The 15,378-nt window shown below is 63.3% G+C and carries 14 protein-coding genes and 1 pseudogene; 6 read left to right on the top strand and 9 right to left on the bottom strand.

Annotated features, from left to right (window positions below; translation table 11 throughout):
• Positions 1-12 precede the first annotated feature (12 nt).
• Positions 13-369: pseudogene (locus DF196_RS14060) on the bottom strand (type II toxin-antitoxin system RelE/ParE family toxin).
• On the bottom strand, positions 359-652 hold the full coding sequence (locus DF196_RS08115) for a prevent-host-death family protein (protein ID WP_109057353.1): 294 nt from the start codon (positions 650-652) through the stop codon (positions 359-361). The pseudogene DF196_RS14060 and the gene DF196_RS08115 overlap by 11 nt, the downstream one beginning before the upstream one ends.
• A gap of 187 nt (positions 653-839) precedes the next feature.
• Between DF196_RS08115 and DF196_RS08110 the strand changes: the two genes are divergently transcribed.
• From DF196_RS08110 to DF196_RS08095, 4 genes are all read left to right on the top strand, one after another.
• The gene (locus tag DF196_RS08110; protein WP_109057352.1) at positions 840-1,502 is read left to right on the top strand and encodes a TetR/AcrR family transcriptional regulator; all 663 of its coding nucleotides are present in this window, start codon (positions 840-842) and stop codon (positions 1,500-1,502) included.
• A gap of 137 nt (positions 1,503-1,639) precedes the next feature.
• Positions 1,640-2,941, top strand: coding sequence for an MFS transporter (locus DF196_RS08105; protein WP_109057351.1), 1,302 nt, complete (start codon positions 1,640-1,642; stop codon positions 2,939-2,941).
• Positions 2,942-3,039: 98 nt separating this feature from the next.
• Entirely contained in the window at positions 3,040-4,176 is a 1,137-nt protein-coding gene (locus tag DF196_RS08100) for a zinc-dependent alcohol dehydrogenase (RefSeq protein ID WP_109057350.1), read from the top strand.
• Positions 4,177-4,489: 313 nt separating this feature from the next.
• Positions 4,490-5,107 (top strand): sugar O-acetyltransferase, encoded by a 618-nt coding sequence (locus tag DF196_RS08095; protein ID WP_421728466.1) that lies wholly within the window; start codon positions 4,490-4,492, stop codon positions 5,105-5,107.
• Positions 5,108-5,170: 63 nt separating this feature from the next.
• On the opposite strand, the gene DF196_RS08090 is transcribed toward DF196_RS08095, so the two are convergent.
• The 6 genes from DF196_RS08090 to DF196_RS08065 all read right to left on the bottom strand — a co-directional run bounded on the left by DF196_RS08090 (position 5,171) and on the right by DF196_RS08065 (position 12,116).
• On the bottom strand, positions 5,171-5,857 hold the full coding sequence (locus DF196_RS08090) for a hypothetical protein (RefSeq protein ID WP_109057348.1): 687 nt from the start codon (positions 5,855-5,857) through the stop codon (positions 5,171-5,173).
• Positions 5,858-5,865: 8 nt separating this feature from the next.
• Positions 5,866-7,209, bottom strand: coding sequence for an ABC transporter ATP-binding protein (locus tag DF196_RS13910; RefSeq protein WP_241519649.1), 1,344 nt, complete (start codon positions 7,207-7,209; stop codon positions 5,866-5,868).
• Positions 7,210-7,374: 165 nt separating this feature from the next.
• Positions 7,375-7,695, bottom strand: coding sequence for a transcriptional regulator (locus tag DF196_RS08080; protein WP_109057347.1), 321 nt, complete (start codon positions 7,693-7,695; stop codon positions 7,375-7,377).
• On the bottom strand, positions 7,682-8,338 hold the full coding sequence (locus tag DF196_RS08075) for a hypothetical protein (protein ID WP_146194736.1): 657 nt from the start codon (positions 8,336-8,338) through the stop codon (positions 7,682-7,684). Before DF196_RS08075 ends, DF196_RS08080 begins: the two co-directional genes overlap by 14 nt.
• Before the next feature lie 131 nt (positions 8,339-8,469).
• On the bottom strand, positions 8,470-9,273 hold the full coding sequence (locus DF196_RS08070; protein ID WP_109057345.1) for a response regulator transcription factor: 804 nt from the start codon (positions 9,271-9,273) through the stop codon (positions 8,470-8,472).
• A gap of 122 nt (positions 9,274-9,395) precedes the next feature.
• On the bottom strand, positions 9,396-12,116 hold the full coding sequence (locus DF196_RS08065; RefSeq protein WP_109057344.1) for a DNA gyrase/topoisomerase IV subunit A: 2,721 nt from the start codon (positions 12,114-12,116) through the stop codon (positions 9,396-9,398).
• 114 nt (positions 12,117-12,230) lie between these two features.
• Between DF196_RS08065 and DF196_RS08060 the strand changes: the two genes are divergently transcribed.
• Positions 12,231-13,508 carry an alkaline phosphatase family protein gene (locus tag DF196_RS08060; protein WP_109057343.1) on the top strand — a complete coding sequence of 426 codons (1,278 nt, stop codon included), beginning with the start codon at positions 12,231-12,233 and terminating at the stop codon, positions 13,506-13,508.
• A gap of 296 nt (positions 13,509-13,804) precedes the next feature.
• On the opposite strand, the gene sepH is transcribed toward DF196_RS08060, so the two are convergent.
• A complete protein-coding gene (sepH, locus tag DF196_RS08055) occupies positions 13,805-14,890 on the bottom strand; it encodes a septation protein SepH (protein WP_109057342.1) in 1,086 nt (361 codons plus the stop codon).
• A 152-nt stretch (positions 14,891-15,042) separates the two neighbouring features.
• On the opposite strand from sepH, the gene DF196_RS08050 reads away from it, so the two are divergent.
• Complete coding sequence (locus tag DF196_RS08050; protein ID WP_109057341.1) at positions 15,043-15,336, top strand: DUF4193 domain-containing protein; 294 nt, start codon at positions 15,043-15,045, stop codon at positions 15,334-15,336.
• Positions 15,337-15,378: the final 42 nt, after the last annotated feature.

Below are 15,378 nucleotides of genomic sequence, written 5' to 3'. Positions count from 1 at the left end.
GCTGTTTGTTCATCAGTTTCCAAACTCGTGTCTGTCTGCTTCCTTGTACCCTCTCATGAAGGTCTTCGGGGTCGTCGACGAATAAAGCTCGTCGTGCGTGCCGGTGCGGGGCAGGACGAGCGCCAGCTCGTCCCCGTCGATGAAGTAGATAAGCATCCAATCGCCGTCGATATGCAGTTCCCGGAATCCGCTCTATTGCCCAGTCAGTGCGTGATCGCGATACTTCGTCTTCAACACATCGGTGTCGCCGTTCGCCAGCGCACGGATTGCAGGTTTCATTCGCTTGAAGTCGACATGCTTCTTCTTCAGGACTTTCGCATCCTGATCGAACGCCCTGATGGTTTCGATGCACAACGGTTCAGAGCGCATCGAAATACTCATCCATGTCATCGACGGACTTGAAGGGATGCGTGTATTCTCCATTCAACGCCTGACGTCGTGCCTCCGCGTTGCGCAGCTCCTTGACCTCATCCTCCAATTCACGGAAATGACGGTAGCCGTGTTCGTTGATGATGAAATATACGGGCTCGTTGTTGCGCAGCACGGTGACGGGCGTGTTGTCCGCGACCTTTGCGAGCTCGGCGCTTGCGGTGCTACGGGCGAACCGGCTGATGGGGACCAAGGTATCCACAGGGACAGTCAGCATAGCCATATCAAACCTCCATGCTCTAACCACGTATATCTGCATGCTATCGCAATCCATCATCCGCATGGTCTTTCCGTATCCGCCGTAGCCCTGTGGATGCATCTAAGGTGATTGCTTAGCGGCGTCTTCGACTATTTGACAAACCGACCGACGGTCTGTAACCTGTCGGAGACAGAGTATGAAAGGCAGGCACATGGCGCACAATATGCATCCCGAGGAGACCGAACGGCGGATCCTCGATTCCGCCCGCAGGCTCTTCGCCGAAAAGGGCTATGAGAAGACATCCATCCAAGACATCCTGAACGACCTGGGACTGTCCAAGGGCGGGCTCTACCACCATTTCAAGTCGAAGGAGGCGATCCTCGACCAACTGAACGCCGACGAGTGGGCCGTCACCGCGCGTCTCCTTGACGAGCTCATCGGGCGCAAGGATATGAGCGCGTTGGAGAAGTTGCGCGCACTCATCATTTCCGCCGTGGACGCCCCCGACCACTTGGACCTTGTCCGCTCCCAGCTTGCGCTTCTCAAGGATCCAGCGTTCTTTACCGCGAACATGCGCTTCTGGTCGACGAGGCTGCCGGAGTCCTTCCGCTCGCTCATCGATATGGGCGTGCAGGATGGTTCCATCCCCACGACGTATCCCGAGGAGGCGGCGCAACTGCTCGCGCTCCTCGGCAATTACTGGCTCATGCCCTGCTTCTATCCCGCCGACCATGCCGACATGGAACACCGCATCCGCTGCCTCGCCACGATGCTCGACGCCATCGGCGTGCCGGTGTTCGACGAGACTCTTATCCCGCGAGTGGCCGAAGGGCTCACGGCTTTGACGCATGAGGGGGAAGCCGTGTCCGCATAGGCCATGCTCCGGGCACACCAGCTCGTAGTTTTTGGCGCCCAAGTGACAGGACGTTTGTGTGTGCCTTGCTTTGGCGCATTTTTTTATCACCATACCAGACCGACGGTCGGTCTGAATGGAAGGAAAGGAATCCCACGATGACGAACACATCCGAATACACGGCACAACCACGAATGAACCAAGCCGCGGACCCTCTTCACGTACGCGATTTCCACCTGCTCGTCGCAGGTCTCGGCATATCGCTCTTCGCCAATCTCATGCTGCGGTTCGCCATGTCCATGTGGGTGCTTGACGAGACCGGGTCGGCGGCGGCGTTCGCCTCCATCCTCACGGCGAGCATCCTGCCCACGATCCTGCTCTCGCCCCTCGGCGGCGTGGTGGCGGACCGTACGAACCGACGGACCGTCATGGTAGCGCTCGACGCGCTCTCCGCCGCGACGGTGCTCGTCTGCGCCGCGATCCTCTCGGTCACCGGCTTCAACCTGGCGGCGATCGCCGTGATGCAGGTGATGCTCGCCGTGCTCGATGCCATGGAGACGCCCACGGTGCAGGCAGCGCTGCCGCAGATGTTCCGTTCCCACGGCGAGGATGTGATGCGCCGCGCCATGGCCGTGGTGAACGTGGTGAACCAGACGAGCACGCTCGTGCCCGCCGTGCTCGGCGGTGTGCTCTACGCGGCGGTGGGCGCGATGCCCATGATGGGCATCACGATCGCGGGATTCGGCGTGGCCGCCGTCGCGGAATGCTTCATCCGGCTCGGCGCGCCCGAACGCGGTGACGATGGGAGCGCCTCCGCACTCGATGACCTGCGCGCGGCTGGACGTTTCCTTATTTGCGAACGTCCCCACATGCTGCATCTGGTGCTGATCTGCGCCGCGCTCAACTTTCTGGTGACGGGATACGCGGAAGTCGGCTTCCCCTACATGGTGCGGACCGTGCTGGGGTTCGGCTCCACGGCGTACGGTTTTGCATACGGTTTCGTGGGAGCATCCGGCCTGTTCGGAGCGCTCGTCGGAGGGCGGGCCGCGAGGTCGCTGTGCATGCGGCACTTCCCGGTGGCGATTGCCGTCTTCTCGCTCACCGTCCTGCCTCAGACGCTCGTCATGATGCTTCCCGCAAGCGGGGAACTGCGACTTGTGGTGCTCACGGCGAGCACCTGCGGAACCATGGTCACTATCATCTTCTCGAACCTCATCGCCGTGCCGGCGATCCAGATGGGCTGCCCCGAGGACATGACCGGCAAGGTGATGTCGCTCGCGCTCTCCACGAGCATGTGCGCCCAGCCTCTCGGGCAGATCGTGTACGGCTGGTTGTACAGCGTCTGCCCGGCGGGAACGGTCCTAGCGATTACGTTCGTGCTGGCTGTTGTGATGTTGCCGCTGGTCGCACATGTGGCGCGGCAGTTCCAGGGCGGCCGCCCGGCCCGGCGTGCTCGATAAGTCGATAACAACGCCGCGGTGTCGATGCGACGAATCGGAGGTCGGGCGGGCTATCGTAAGTGATGAAGGCATTCCCTCATCACAAAGGAGTCATGACAATGTCCGAAACCACTGAACCAACCATCCCCGCGGAAGGTCGCGTCGCCGTTCTGACGGAGCCGAGGCACATCGACGTGCGCACGCTGCCGTTGCCGGAAATCAACGACGACGAAGTGCTCGTCCGGGTCGAGGGCTGCGGCATCTGCGGCACCGACCAGTCCGAGTACCGCGCCGACCCGTTCGGCTACGCGCCCATCGTGCTCGGTCATGAGGCCACCGGCGAGGTCGTCAAGATCGGCAAGAACGTGACCACTGATTACTCCGGCAAACCGCTCAAGGTGGGCGACAAGATCGTCACCGGCCTGCGCCCCTGCGGCCACTGTGCCATCTGCAAGCGCCGCGCGGACATGATCCACCTGTGCGAGAACGGCGAGATCCACGGACTGATGCCCGGCGAGAACCATTTCTTTAACGGCTGGTATTCCGACTACATGAAGTGCAATCCGGGCGCGGTGATCTTCAACGTCAACGACATGCCCGACCGCGACCTGCGCATCCTCATCGAGCCGGCGGCCGTGATTGTGCACGCCGTGGAGGAAGCCAAGAAGATCTACGACTTCAAGCACGGCTCCCACGTGCTGGTCCAGGGCTGCGGCCCGATCGGACTGCTGCTGGTCGCGCTCCTCAAGACATATGGCATCCGCAACATCGTGGCAGTGGATGCCAAGGAGGCCCGACTGGAGATGGCCAAGAGACTCGGTGCTACGGCAACCGTGAACTTCTCCGACTACAATTCGGTCGACGCCGCGGCCGACGCCGTGCGCGAGGTCACCGAAGGCCTCGGCGCGGAGATGGGCTTCCAGTGCACGGGTTCGCCCGCCGCTGCCGCCGCCCTGTTCAAGTACATCCGTCGTGGCGGCTCCTACTGCGAGGTCGGCTTCTTCACCAACACCGGCGACGCCACCTATAACCCGCATCTGGACGTGTGCCAGAAGGAGATCAAGCTCACCGGCTCCTGGACGTACCAGGCCGGCGACTGGCTCGAGGCACAGGAATTCCTCAAGGAAGCCAAGGACCGCGGCCTGCCCGTCATGGACCTGGTCACCAACGTATTCCCGCTCGACCAGATCAACGAGGCCATGGAATACGCGCTGAGCATGCAGGGACTCAAGATCGAGGTCGTGCCCGAACTGTAATCGCGGATGCGGGTGCTCACGTGGATACCTAAGCGGGCACCACGGTGATGGACCGGCTAAAGTTCGTCAACGATTCAATCAGGCTTGGACATGAACGTGTCGTTTCCGGTTCTCCGCAACGCTGGAGAACCGGAAACTGCCAATGTTGCAATCAACCTGATTTCATTTTGGTTTGACTCATCAAGGTTGGTATGAATCATACCGAACTACCCCTCAGTCGACTTTGTCGCCAGCTCCCCTGACAAGGGGAGTCAAGAAAAAGAGCTGTATCGATTTGGCTGACTAGCAAAAAATCCATCGAGGTAAAGGAGCGATGATGACCGTACCGCAGCAGGTGCTTGACGTACTGCATTCGGGCGACGTGTATCTCTGGGACGGCGAGCTGATGGACGTCGCCCAACAGGAGCAGAGGGACATCCTGCGCAGGACCAACGAACTGCCCGCTGTGGACCCGGAGCGTGAGCGGCTGCTGCGCACGTACTTCGCCGAAATGGGTGAGAACACGTGGGTCGAACCGCCGTTGCATGCCAACTGGGGATGCTCGACCCATCTGGGCAATCAGGTGTACGCGAACTTCAATCTGACGCTCGTGGACGACGGCGAGATCTTCATCGGTGACCACACCATGATCGGCCCCAACGTCACGCTCGTGACCACCGGGCATCCGATTCGGCCGGACCTGCGCGAACGGCTTGCGCAATTCTCCGAACCCATCCATATCGGACGCAACGTGTGGATCGGCGCGAACGTGACCGTGCTGCCGGGAGTCACCATCGGTGACAACGCCGTCATCGGCGCATGCAGCCTGGTCACCAAGGACATCCCCGCGAACTCGGTGGCGGTAGGCAGTCCCTGCCGCGTCATGCGCGAGATCAACGAGCACGACAACGAGTACTACTGGCGTGACCGCCGCATTCCCGTGGATCTGTAGCCCCGTCTTTGGTCAGCCGTTACGCAATAGCGACGACATGTGATCGTTCTCAATCGATTGGCGTTAACCAATCGGCCTCAGCACGGTCGGGTAGCGGCGGTTGCAGGAGATCACGGTCGCACCCATGACGGCCAGGGCGAAGATGAGCAGCGCCGTCAGCGACCAGAATCGGGAAACCAAGAACGTCAGCATAGTGAGGATGAGCATGGGCACGGACGCCAGTATTGTCGCCAACGACAGTGAGCCCATCGAACCGGCATGCAGGGCGAGATACAGCTGTTCGGCGGCGAACGCCAGCAAGGCCGGGGTTGCCACGACATAGATCACCTGCATCACGTTGGTCGAGGCGTCAAGCCCCGCCCAGATCAGGTACCCCACGTTGGTGAGGGTCATGAACTCCGCGATGATCACCGGCAGCAGGCTCTTGGCCACGCAGTACCACAGCATCGGTCGGCCGGAGCTTCGCCAGTTCTCCAACGTGCCATCGGACTGCGGCGCGGCGTTGAAATCCATGGTGGTGGAGTTGGAAAACAGTGTGCCCAACGCCAGTATCGAGGCGATGTATCCGTACCACCCGGCCAGTGACTCCCCGAAGGACCATGCGCCGCTGGCCGTGGCGGCATCCTGCGGTGAGCTGACGGCCAGCACGGCAACCATAATCGGTATGAACAGCCACATTCCCACGGCGAACGCCATGTACAGCCGGCTTGTACGCAGCAGCGTCCAGTCTTTCCACAATATCGCCTTCATGACCTCTCCTACCTTCCCAATCCGAAATCGATATGAGCGCGCCCGCGACCAAGCGTGGCGGCCCGCTTGAAATCGTCGATGCCGGCGAAATCCGCGAGCCTGCAGTCCTTGATGAGATACCTGTCGTTCAGAATGATCACGCGGTCGGTCACCTCCCAGCAGTAATCGAGGTCATGCGTGATGGTCAGGATCGTGCGGCCATCCGCCTTGAGTTGCCTCATCAGGTCGATAAGTAGCTGGCGGGTGACCGGATCCACCGCGTTGGTCGGCTCGTCCAGCAGGATGAGCCGTGGATCGAACAACATGCCCGCCACGATACCCGCCCGCTTCTTGAGGCCGCTGGAAAGGTCCTTGACTTTCTTATCCAGATGCTCGCCGAGCTCGAAGGCCTGAATCATCGGCAGCTGGTCGAGATGCTGCAGATCCAAAGGGTGTGGGTCGTCGTGCGTGGCATAGAGCATCGCGCGGAACTTCAGGTTCTCGCGGATGGTCATCGTAGGGGAGAGGTTGCCCGAATCGGTGAGCTGGAACACCTCGCGCATGGAATGGAATACGTCGGCGTTGATGGCGGCGGAGCCCTCCTGCGGTCGCAGCAGACCGGTGATGACGCCGAACAAGGTGGTCTTGCCCACGCCGTTGTAGCCGAGGATGCCCAGCGACTGGCCCGCCGGCACATCGAGATTGATATGCTCGAGCACGGGTTTGTTGCGCTTGTATCCGAAGGTCATGTCGGTGACTCGGACGGCGAGCGGCATGCGCGAGAATGTCGTGGCCGTTCGGGCGGTGTCTGATGCCGTAGTCGAATCGGTGTCGGCGCCGGTCCAGGTATCGGAAAAACCACCGGCGGGGATGCCGGAAGTGAGTGTGTTTGTGGTCATGATCAATGCCTTTCCTTTGACGAATATCGACCAGAGATACAGGGCCAGCGCGGCCAGCGTCGGCGTGAAGGCCAGGGCGATGCCCTGCGGTCCCGCGATGGTCGGGCGCAGTATGGGAACGTCGAGGTATGCGAACGTCATCAATGCCAGCGAGAGCACGGTGACGGGGATGATTGCGTACGCTAGTTGCATCGCCAGATACTGTCGGAGCGGCCGTCCGCAGGCGCGCACCGTAACGATGGTGCCGTTGCCCAGGTCATCGCGGATCGCGTCGAGCGACAACGTTGGCGCAAGCCCCATCGTGAACGACAGGATGGCGAATTGCAGTACGGTGCCGGCCGTCTTTGCGCCCAGCCCTATCGGTGAGATGAAGGCGATGAGCAGCACGGGCATCGTGATGCCGATGATGGTGACGGCGAGCATCGCGCCGTTATGGCGGATTTGTTGCAGGTCCTTGTAGAGCACGGCTTTCATATCAAGCCTCGATTCGGGATTGATGGGTGATTTTTGGGTAAGCTCGCGCCAGGCCATGCATGAAACGTGATTTCCGGCATGGCTTACGCAAGGGATACGTGATTATCGAAGTCCGGAGCGTCCGAAATTCGCTAGGCCGAGCTGTTGGCTAGCGCGAAACGGCCGCTATCCTGCCGCCTGACCGGCGACGATCTGCCGCAGCGCGGCCACATGCGATTGAAACGCGGCCTTGCCTTCACTGGTCAACCTGACCCAGGTGACCTTATACGCCTTGCCGCCGTCGCCAGCCTTCTTGTCGAGCCGGATGTAATCGTGGTCGGCGAGGGTCTTGAGATGCTTGGAGCAGGTGGCGTCGCTCACGCCGAGCGTATCGCGCAGAACGTCGAACCGCACCGTGCCGTAGGTGTCCAGCAGTCCACAGATGCGCAGCCGCACCGGAGCGTGGATCACCTCGTTGAATACCGGTTCCGGGCTATCCGATGCCATGAGGGGCCTCCGTGTCCTGCTGCGGGATCGTGCGTCGTTTCAGCGTGCGGACCATCGCATCAAGCTCCCAATACGTCGCCAGCCCGTTGATCGCGGCGCCAAACGCGGCGACGGCCAGTGCGGACCACCATGCGTCGGTGACATAGCCGACGACCAAGGCAAGAATGGGTGGAATGAAATTGACCGCGAAATGCGCGGCCAGCACGATTCGGTACCGACGGTCCGCGGTCACGGGTGCAGGCGGCATCCATCGCACGGCGATGCCCTGTGCGTGTGCGGTGAGCGTCATCGCGACGCACGCCAGCAGTACGGAAACCGCCAGCAGAGCGAATACGATCCACGCGGGATTCCATGGCAGATGGAACCGGTTGAGGTAGGCCTGCGGAATCATCCAATACGTCAGGGTAAGCAGCCCATACACCATGGCCACCCAGATGACGGTCGTGGGGCGCGTCCGGTCATAGGAGGAAGCGAGCTTCGAACGGTCCGTGTCCAACGATGCCAAGGCTTGCAATGCCTCTGACATGTCGTGCCCGTCCCGCGCGGCCGGGGTGCCATGCGCTCGTGGGACATCGCCGCCGTGCCAGTGGGACCCATGTGCCTCATCGGCGGTGTCCGATTGCATAACCCGTGAATCCGTCACGATGACCTCCTTCATAGGGTCGTAGTCGGGCCATGGGCCTATGCCTCGACCCAAACCTTTTTCCAATACGGAAAACAATACTACTTTCCGTATCGGAAACAAGTTACGTGACGGTGAATTTCCTTGATGTGCTACCGGATACGCCAATTGGAGCCGCGCTGGGTCATGATGAGCCCGGCGCGCGTGAGCTTCTGATCGAGCGTGTACAGCGCGTTGCGCAGCAATCCCTGCTGCTCGAAATACGGGCCACCCACGAACTTGACCAGCTCACGGGTGTTCACGAACTCGCCGTTGGCCTTCACCAGCGCCTCCAGTAGGCTGAATTCCAGACGTGAGAGCGTGATCGGACTGTGCGTGGAGGCGTAGTATGCCCTGCGATTGGTGGTGTCCAGCGTGAGATTGCCGCGGATGATCAGATTGGGGGAGTCCGCGGCAAGGGCTGAGACATAGGAAAGCAGCTCCGTATCGGAGAATGGCTTCCTGAGCACCGCATCCGGCAGCTGGGCCGATGCGGTGCGCGCCGCGTTCGTATCGGGACCTGCATCCGTATCCGCATCCGGGACAGTGGGGGATGGGTCCGCGCTGGCGTTCGTCCTTGTGCCACGCGCCACCGGCACCTCATGCTCAATGGGCGCGTATTCATCCGGCAGAGCACGCCACCGGTTGCCTTCGCCGGTCGCCCTGCTCATCGGCGTCGAGGTGAGCAGCAGGATCCGGGTGTCCGGTTGCGCGTCGTGCATCGATTCGATGACCTGTGCGATCGGGTCGCCCAACAGCCCCTCATCCAGCACGACCGCGTCGAACCGTTCCTCCCGGAACACGTCCAGCGCGGCACCACCCGTGCCGGCCGATTCCACCTCATGCCCGGCACCGAGCAGCGTGCCCCGAATCGCACGGGACAACGGGTCATTGGATACGGCGACCAACAGCTTCATCGCGCACCTCCTCAACAATCCAGTGTAGGCCGGGGCATGTGAAGCCGGAGCCCATCGCGGGGGACGGGCTCCGACTTCAGTCGATATTGCGCCGGCGGCTCCCGGCGCAAACGTCTGATCAGTCAGCCGATGAAGGCGATGGGAGCGGCGAGGTCCACACCGGAACCGTCGCGGCGCATGTCCGGCTTGGGCAGCTCCACCGGGGTGCCGGAGGAGGACGAGGCACGCAGCGGGTAGAGGCCTACCCATGCCAGGATCAGCGTGTTCTGCCCCTTGAGGAAGCGCTGCGAGCGCACACCGCCCGTCGCACGGCCCTTGGTGGGGTACATCTCCAGCGGGGTCACCTTGGCGGCGCCGTTTTCGGTGCCGGGCAGGGCGTCGGAGTCGCCGGCCACGGTGAGCACCACCGCGCCCGAGGCGGAGGACATGCCGTTCTCGCCTTCCTCGTAGGTCCACGCCACCTTGCCGGCGGGCACCACGTTGAACGCCATCACACGGGCGCCGTCGGCGAGCTTGATGCCGGCCATGCCGCCCGCGGTGCGGCCCTGCGGGCGCACGTTCTTCGCCTCGAAGGTGAGCAGCGAGGAATCGGAGGAGACGAACACCAGACGGTCGTCGTCCTCGGCCACGGCCGCAAACACCACTTCGTCGTCGTCCTTCAGGTCGATGACCGACCAGGAATCCATCGTGGTGGGCGCCTCTCGGTTCCAGCGCTTGACCACGCCGTTGCGGGTGCCGATGGCCAGCGACGGCAGCGGGGCGGCGTTGCCGTCGTTCGAGCCGGATTCGCTGTCCCCATCGGAGCCGTCCGGTCGCTCCATGGCGATCGCCGTGACCACATGCTCGCCTGGAATCGGGTCGGTCGATTCGGTCATCGCGACCAGCTCATCGGCGGAGACCCCGCCCTTGGCGGACAGGATGTCGGAGGCGGGCAATGCCGGCAGGTCGACCACATGGGCCAGCACCAGTCGGCCCGCCGACGTGATCAGCGCGTACGTGGCCTGCGTGGACGTGGGGAAGATCGTGGTGATCTGGTCGTCCGACTGCCGCTTGTCGGACGCGGACCGGGCATGGTACACGTCCATCGCGCTCGGCGTGGTGCGGGCGATCAGACCGGTGGCGCTCATCACCACCACGCACGGTTCGTCCTCGATCTTCAGCGCGCCGGCCAGGGCGTTCTCCTCGCCGCTCTTCTTCGCGGCCTTGGTGGCGGCCTCCACATCGGCCTGGGCGGAGGAGATCGTGTTGGCGGCCTTGACGGCCTCAAGCGCGGACTGCGAGACGCCGGAAGCGCCGGCGCCATGCGCGGCCACCGGGGTGAGCGTGCCGTCCGGATCCACGTCCAGCAGCACCGTGCGGCGCGGCGAACCCCACTTGGCCACGGCCTGGTCCATCTCGTCGGTGACCACCTGGTCCAGCGCCTCGGCGGAGGCCAAGATACGGGTGAGCTCCTCGATGCTCTTCTTCAGATCGTCGCGTTCGGCCTCGAGTTCGATGCGGTTCATCTTGGTCAGTCTGCGCAGACGCAGATCCAGGATGTACTGGGACTGGACCTCGTCCAGGTCGAACACGGCCATCAGTCGGGTTTTGGCGGCGTCCGCATCATCCGAGGTGCGGATCACCTGGATCACCTCGTCGATGTCCAGCATGGCCAGCAGCAGGCCCTCGACCAGGTGCAGACGCTCCTGCGCCTTCTTCTTGCGGTATTCGGACCGGCGGCGGATCACCACGCGGCGGTGGTCGATCCACACCTGGAGCATCTCCTTCAAGCCCATGGTGTGCGGCCGGCCGTTCACCAGCGCCACGTTGTTCATGGCGAAGTTGTCCTGCAACGGCGTGTGCTTGAACAGCTGCACCAGCACGGCGTGCGGATCGAACCCGGTTTTGATTTCGATGACCAGGCGCGTGCCGTTATGGCGGTCCGTCAGGTCGAACGCGCCCGAAATGCCCTCCAGCTTGCGGTTCTTCACACCGTCTGAGATGCGTTCGATCACCTTCTCCGGGCCCACCATGTACGGCAGCTCGGTCACCACGATCGCCTGCTTGCGGGCGGTGATGTGCTCCACGTGCGTGGCCGCGCGCGTGGTGAGCGTGCCGCGGCCCGTCTCATAGGCCTCACGGATGCCGTCGCGGCCGATGATCGTGCCGCCGGTGGGCCAGTCCGGGCCCGGCACGTAGCGCATGAGCTGTTCGAGCGAGGCTTCGGGATGCGCCATGAGGAACTTCGCGGCGTTGACCACTTCGCCCAGGTTGTGCGTGGCCAGGTTCGTGGCCATGCCCACGGCGATGCCGGAGCCGCCGTTGACCAGAAGGTTCGGGATGGCGGCCGGCAGCGCGGTCGGCTCCTTGAGCTTGTTGTCGTAGTTCGGCGTGAAATCGACCGTGTCCTCGTCGATGTCCGCGTTCATGCCGAGCGCCGCCGGGGCCAGACGGGCCTCGGTGTAACGGGAGGCGGCCGGGCCGTCGTCCAGCGAGCCGAAGTTGCCGTGGCCGTCCACCAGCGGCAGACGCATCGCGAACGGCTGGGCCAGACGCACCATGGCCTCATAGATCGCGGAATCGCCGTGCGGGTGGAGCTTGCCCATCACCTCGCCCACCACGCGGGCGGACTTCATGTACGGACGGTCCGGGTTCAGGTTCATTTGGCCCATCTGATAGACGATGCGTCGTTGCACCGGCTTCAGACCGTCGCGCGCATCCGGCAGGGCTCGCGCGTAGATCACCGAGTAGGCGTATTCGAGGAAGGACTTGCTCATCTCCTCGTTCAACGGCGTCTCGACGATATGCTCCTTGACCGTACGCGGGTCATAGGTCTGCACGGACGGTTTGCGGTGTGATGCCATGAAACTCCCTTTCGAACGCGCCCCAGTTTAGCGTGCCGCATGGAATGGGACGGGGGAGGCGACGCGGACGTCCGGCGGGACGGAGGTTGAGGGGTGCTACTTGAATAGCAGACTATGAGTGTTGAGACGCCGGATATGGACGAACTGCTGCGACTGGTGCCTACCGCGACCTACGGGGATGGTCTGCCCGACCATGCCGCAGGCGGGCGCGGGGGAGCGCTGCACCTGTCCGCCGTACTGCCCGCACTGTCCGCCGCCATCGGCCACCCGACCCCCACTAAGGTCCACACCGACCCCAAGGCCTGTCAGGACGCGCTCGGCCTACCTTCCGTCACCTCCGCCATCGTGGTGCTCGTGGACGGACTGGGATACTGGAACCTCGCCATGCGGCTCGGCCACGCACCCTACCTGCGTTCGCTCATGAACGAGACCGTCAACCAGCGCCCCATCACCACCTGCGCGCCCAGCACGACGGTCGCCGCCATGGCCGCGTTCGGCACCGGCACCTGCCCGGGCCTGACCGGCATGGCCGGATACACGCAGCTCGAACCCGCCAGCCACAAGCTCATCCAGCTCATCCAATTCAAGGACGCGCTCGCCCCCAAGCCCGCCAACCCGCACATTCCGGTGCCGCCCATGATCGACCCGCACTCCCTGCAACAGGAGGAGACGGTGTTCGAGAAGCTCGCCGCCCAGGGCGTGCGCGTCACCAGCTCCGGCCTGCCCAAGTTCGCCGGCTCGCCCCTGACCGAGGCGGCGTTGCGCGGCACCGACTACCAGCCCAACGTGACCCCGCGTGACCGTGTGCTCGCCGCCGCCCGCGCCGCCCGCCAGCCGGGTCTGACCTATCTCTACATTCGTGACGCGGACAAGGTGGGGCACAACTACGGCTGGGATTCCGAGAACTGGGTGGCCACGTTCGAACACATCGACGCGCAGCTCGCCCTCTTGCACCGCAGCGCCCCGGCCGGCACGCTCATCGTGATCGTGGCCGATCATGGCATGGTCCAGACCGACCCGGACGGCCGCGTGGACATCGCGGCCGAACCCGAACTCGCCCAAGGCGTGGAACTGGTCGGCGGGGAACCGCGTTCGCTGATGCTGTACGCTTCGCCCGGAGAGAGCGCCGAGGCGATCGCCGGACGTTGGCGTGATCGTCTGGGAGATACGGCCCTGGTCCGTACGCGCGAGCGGGCGTTCGCGGGCGGACTGTTCGGTCCGGTGGCCGACCGTGTGAAGCCGATGATCGGCGATGTGATCGTGCAGGCCGCCGGTGCCGCGACATTCGTGGATTCGCGCACGCAGAGCGACAAGGCCACCCGTCTGCCGAGCGTGCATGGATCGCAGACCATGCTGGAGATGGACATTCCTTGCCTGATTGACTTGGTGTGATTGGATCGATTGGCCTGATTGGGCTGACTGACCTGTTAATTTGAGCTGACCGCTGGAGGCCCGGGGTATGTGCTGTCCGACACACTCAAGGCCGTTCGGCCAAGCCTACGGTCTGACAGCACATACCCCGGGCCTCCAGCTCGCAGTTGCGTTGATCGCCGCTCCTAAGCGTCGGACGGTAGTGCTCCCCTCAGTCGTCTAACGACGACAGCTCCCCTCGGAGAGGGGAGCCAGAAGATGAGTGTCGCGACGTTGCAATATTGATCGGCAAACGAACCGGTCGAACAGCGACAAACTCAGTCGCCGAAGAGGATTTCGTCCCAGCTGGGGACGGCGGAACGGCCGGAGCGGCGCTTGGCGGGTTTAGCCGGAGTCGTGTTCTCGGCAGTCCGGGTTCCATCGGATTCGCCAGTGGGCGGGACGCCCGCAGCCGTGCCTGCCGTGGTGCCGGTCGGTACCACGGCGCTTTCGTTGGCGGCTCCAACGGTGGCGGGGGAGATGGCGGGCATCGATCCGGTCGTGGTGAAATCGATGGGAGGCATCGAACCGGTGGACGGTGCCGATGCCGGTGTCGTGCTGCCTGAAGTGCCGCCGGTCGTAGGAACTGTGCCGCTGCCGGCGGCTCCCGGAGTCTCTGCGGTGCCGGCCGCAGCGTCCGCCGGATGCGAGGCGGGCGTCGTACCGATCGGCGCGGCCCATGCGGACACGGCCCGTTCGATGCGTGCCGAACGCACCGAATCGCCGGGCAGCTCGGCCGTCACGGGGCGCAGTCCGGAATCGGCGGCGGGGGAGCCGGGGTTCTGCTCGCCCAGCAGCTTGCGTGCCGCGTTGTTGAGGCACACCACGGAATTGTCATGCATGTTCCACGTCCATTCGGCGTGGATCTCGCGCCCCGCGGACGTGAAGATCGCCACGATGCGCCACGGTTCCAGACCACGGCGTGTGGACTTCCACGTCACCGACTCCATGCCGATCGACGCGGAGGCCAGCGTGCGTTCCACCAATTCGCTGATCGTGCGTACACGGCTGTCCTTCGGCGCGGGCACGGTGAGGAACTGCTCGATGGCGTACTGCTTCTCGGTCTCCACGGCCGCGGAGAAACGACGCACCAAAGTTTCGCTGAGATGATAGCGTTCGGCCACGCGCGCGGGGTCGGCGCCGGCGCGAATCAGCGACTGGATCTGGGAGATGGGCAGCGTGGCCTGCTGATGCGGCTGCGGCGCACGCTGCTTTTCGCTCCTGACCTGCTTGGCCTCCAGGATCGCGCGTTCGAGCGTGTCGTCCACGCTGATGGAGAACTGTCGTCCGCCCACGGAAAACACGAGGTCTCCGGAGTCGTTGACGCGCACGAAACCGGCCTTTTCGGGCTGCTCACCAGGCATAGTCACACCGCTTTCCGTACCAAAACCAATACTTCTTTTAAGTATGCCCCACGTGTCGAACTTTACATGTATTTCAAATCGTGTACCCTATGGGCGAGTACGGGCGCTACCTTAGCGTCGCGACAATTGCGAACACCTACGAAAGGACCATCATGGCTCAGGATTATGATTCCCCCCGCAACAAGGATGAGGACGAGGAATCGCTGCAGGCTCTGGGCAAGTCCGCGCAGAACTCCTCAAGCGACATCGATGATGATGAGAACGCCATCGCCGAGGATTACGAGCTGCCGGGCGCCGATCTAAGCAACGAGGACTCCTCCGTCACCGTGATCCCCATGCAGGGTGACGAGTTCGTCTGCTCCCAGTGCTTCCTGGTCAAGCACCGCAGCCAGCTCGCCTACACGGACGAGGACGGCCAGCCGGTGTGTGAGGAGTGCGCCGCCTGATGGCGTTCGACGAGACCTACAACGAGCCCGAGTCCACCGAGG

The sequence above is a fragment of the Bifidobacterium callitrichidarum genome (genome assembly GCF_003129905.1).
GTDB lineage: Bacteria > Actinomycetota > Actinomycetes > Actinomycetales > Bifidobacteriaceae > Bifidobacterium > Bifidobacterium callitrichidarum.
The sequence above is the reverse complement of the archived record's forward strand: the minus strand, read 5'-3'. Positions and strand labels throughout refer to the sequence as shown.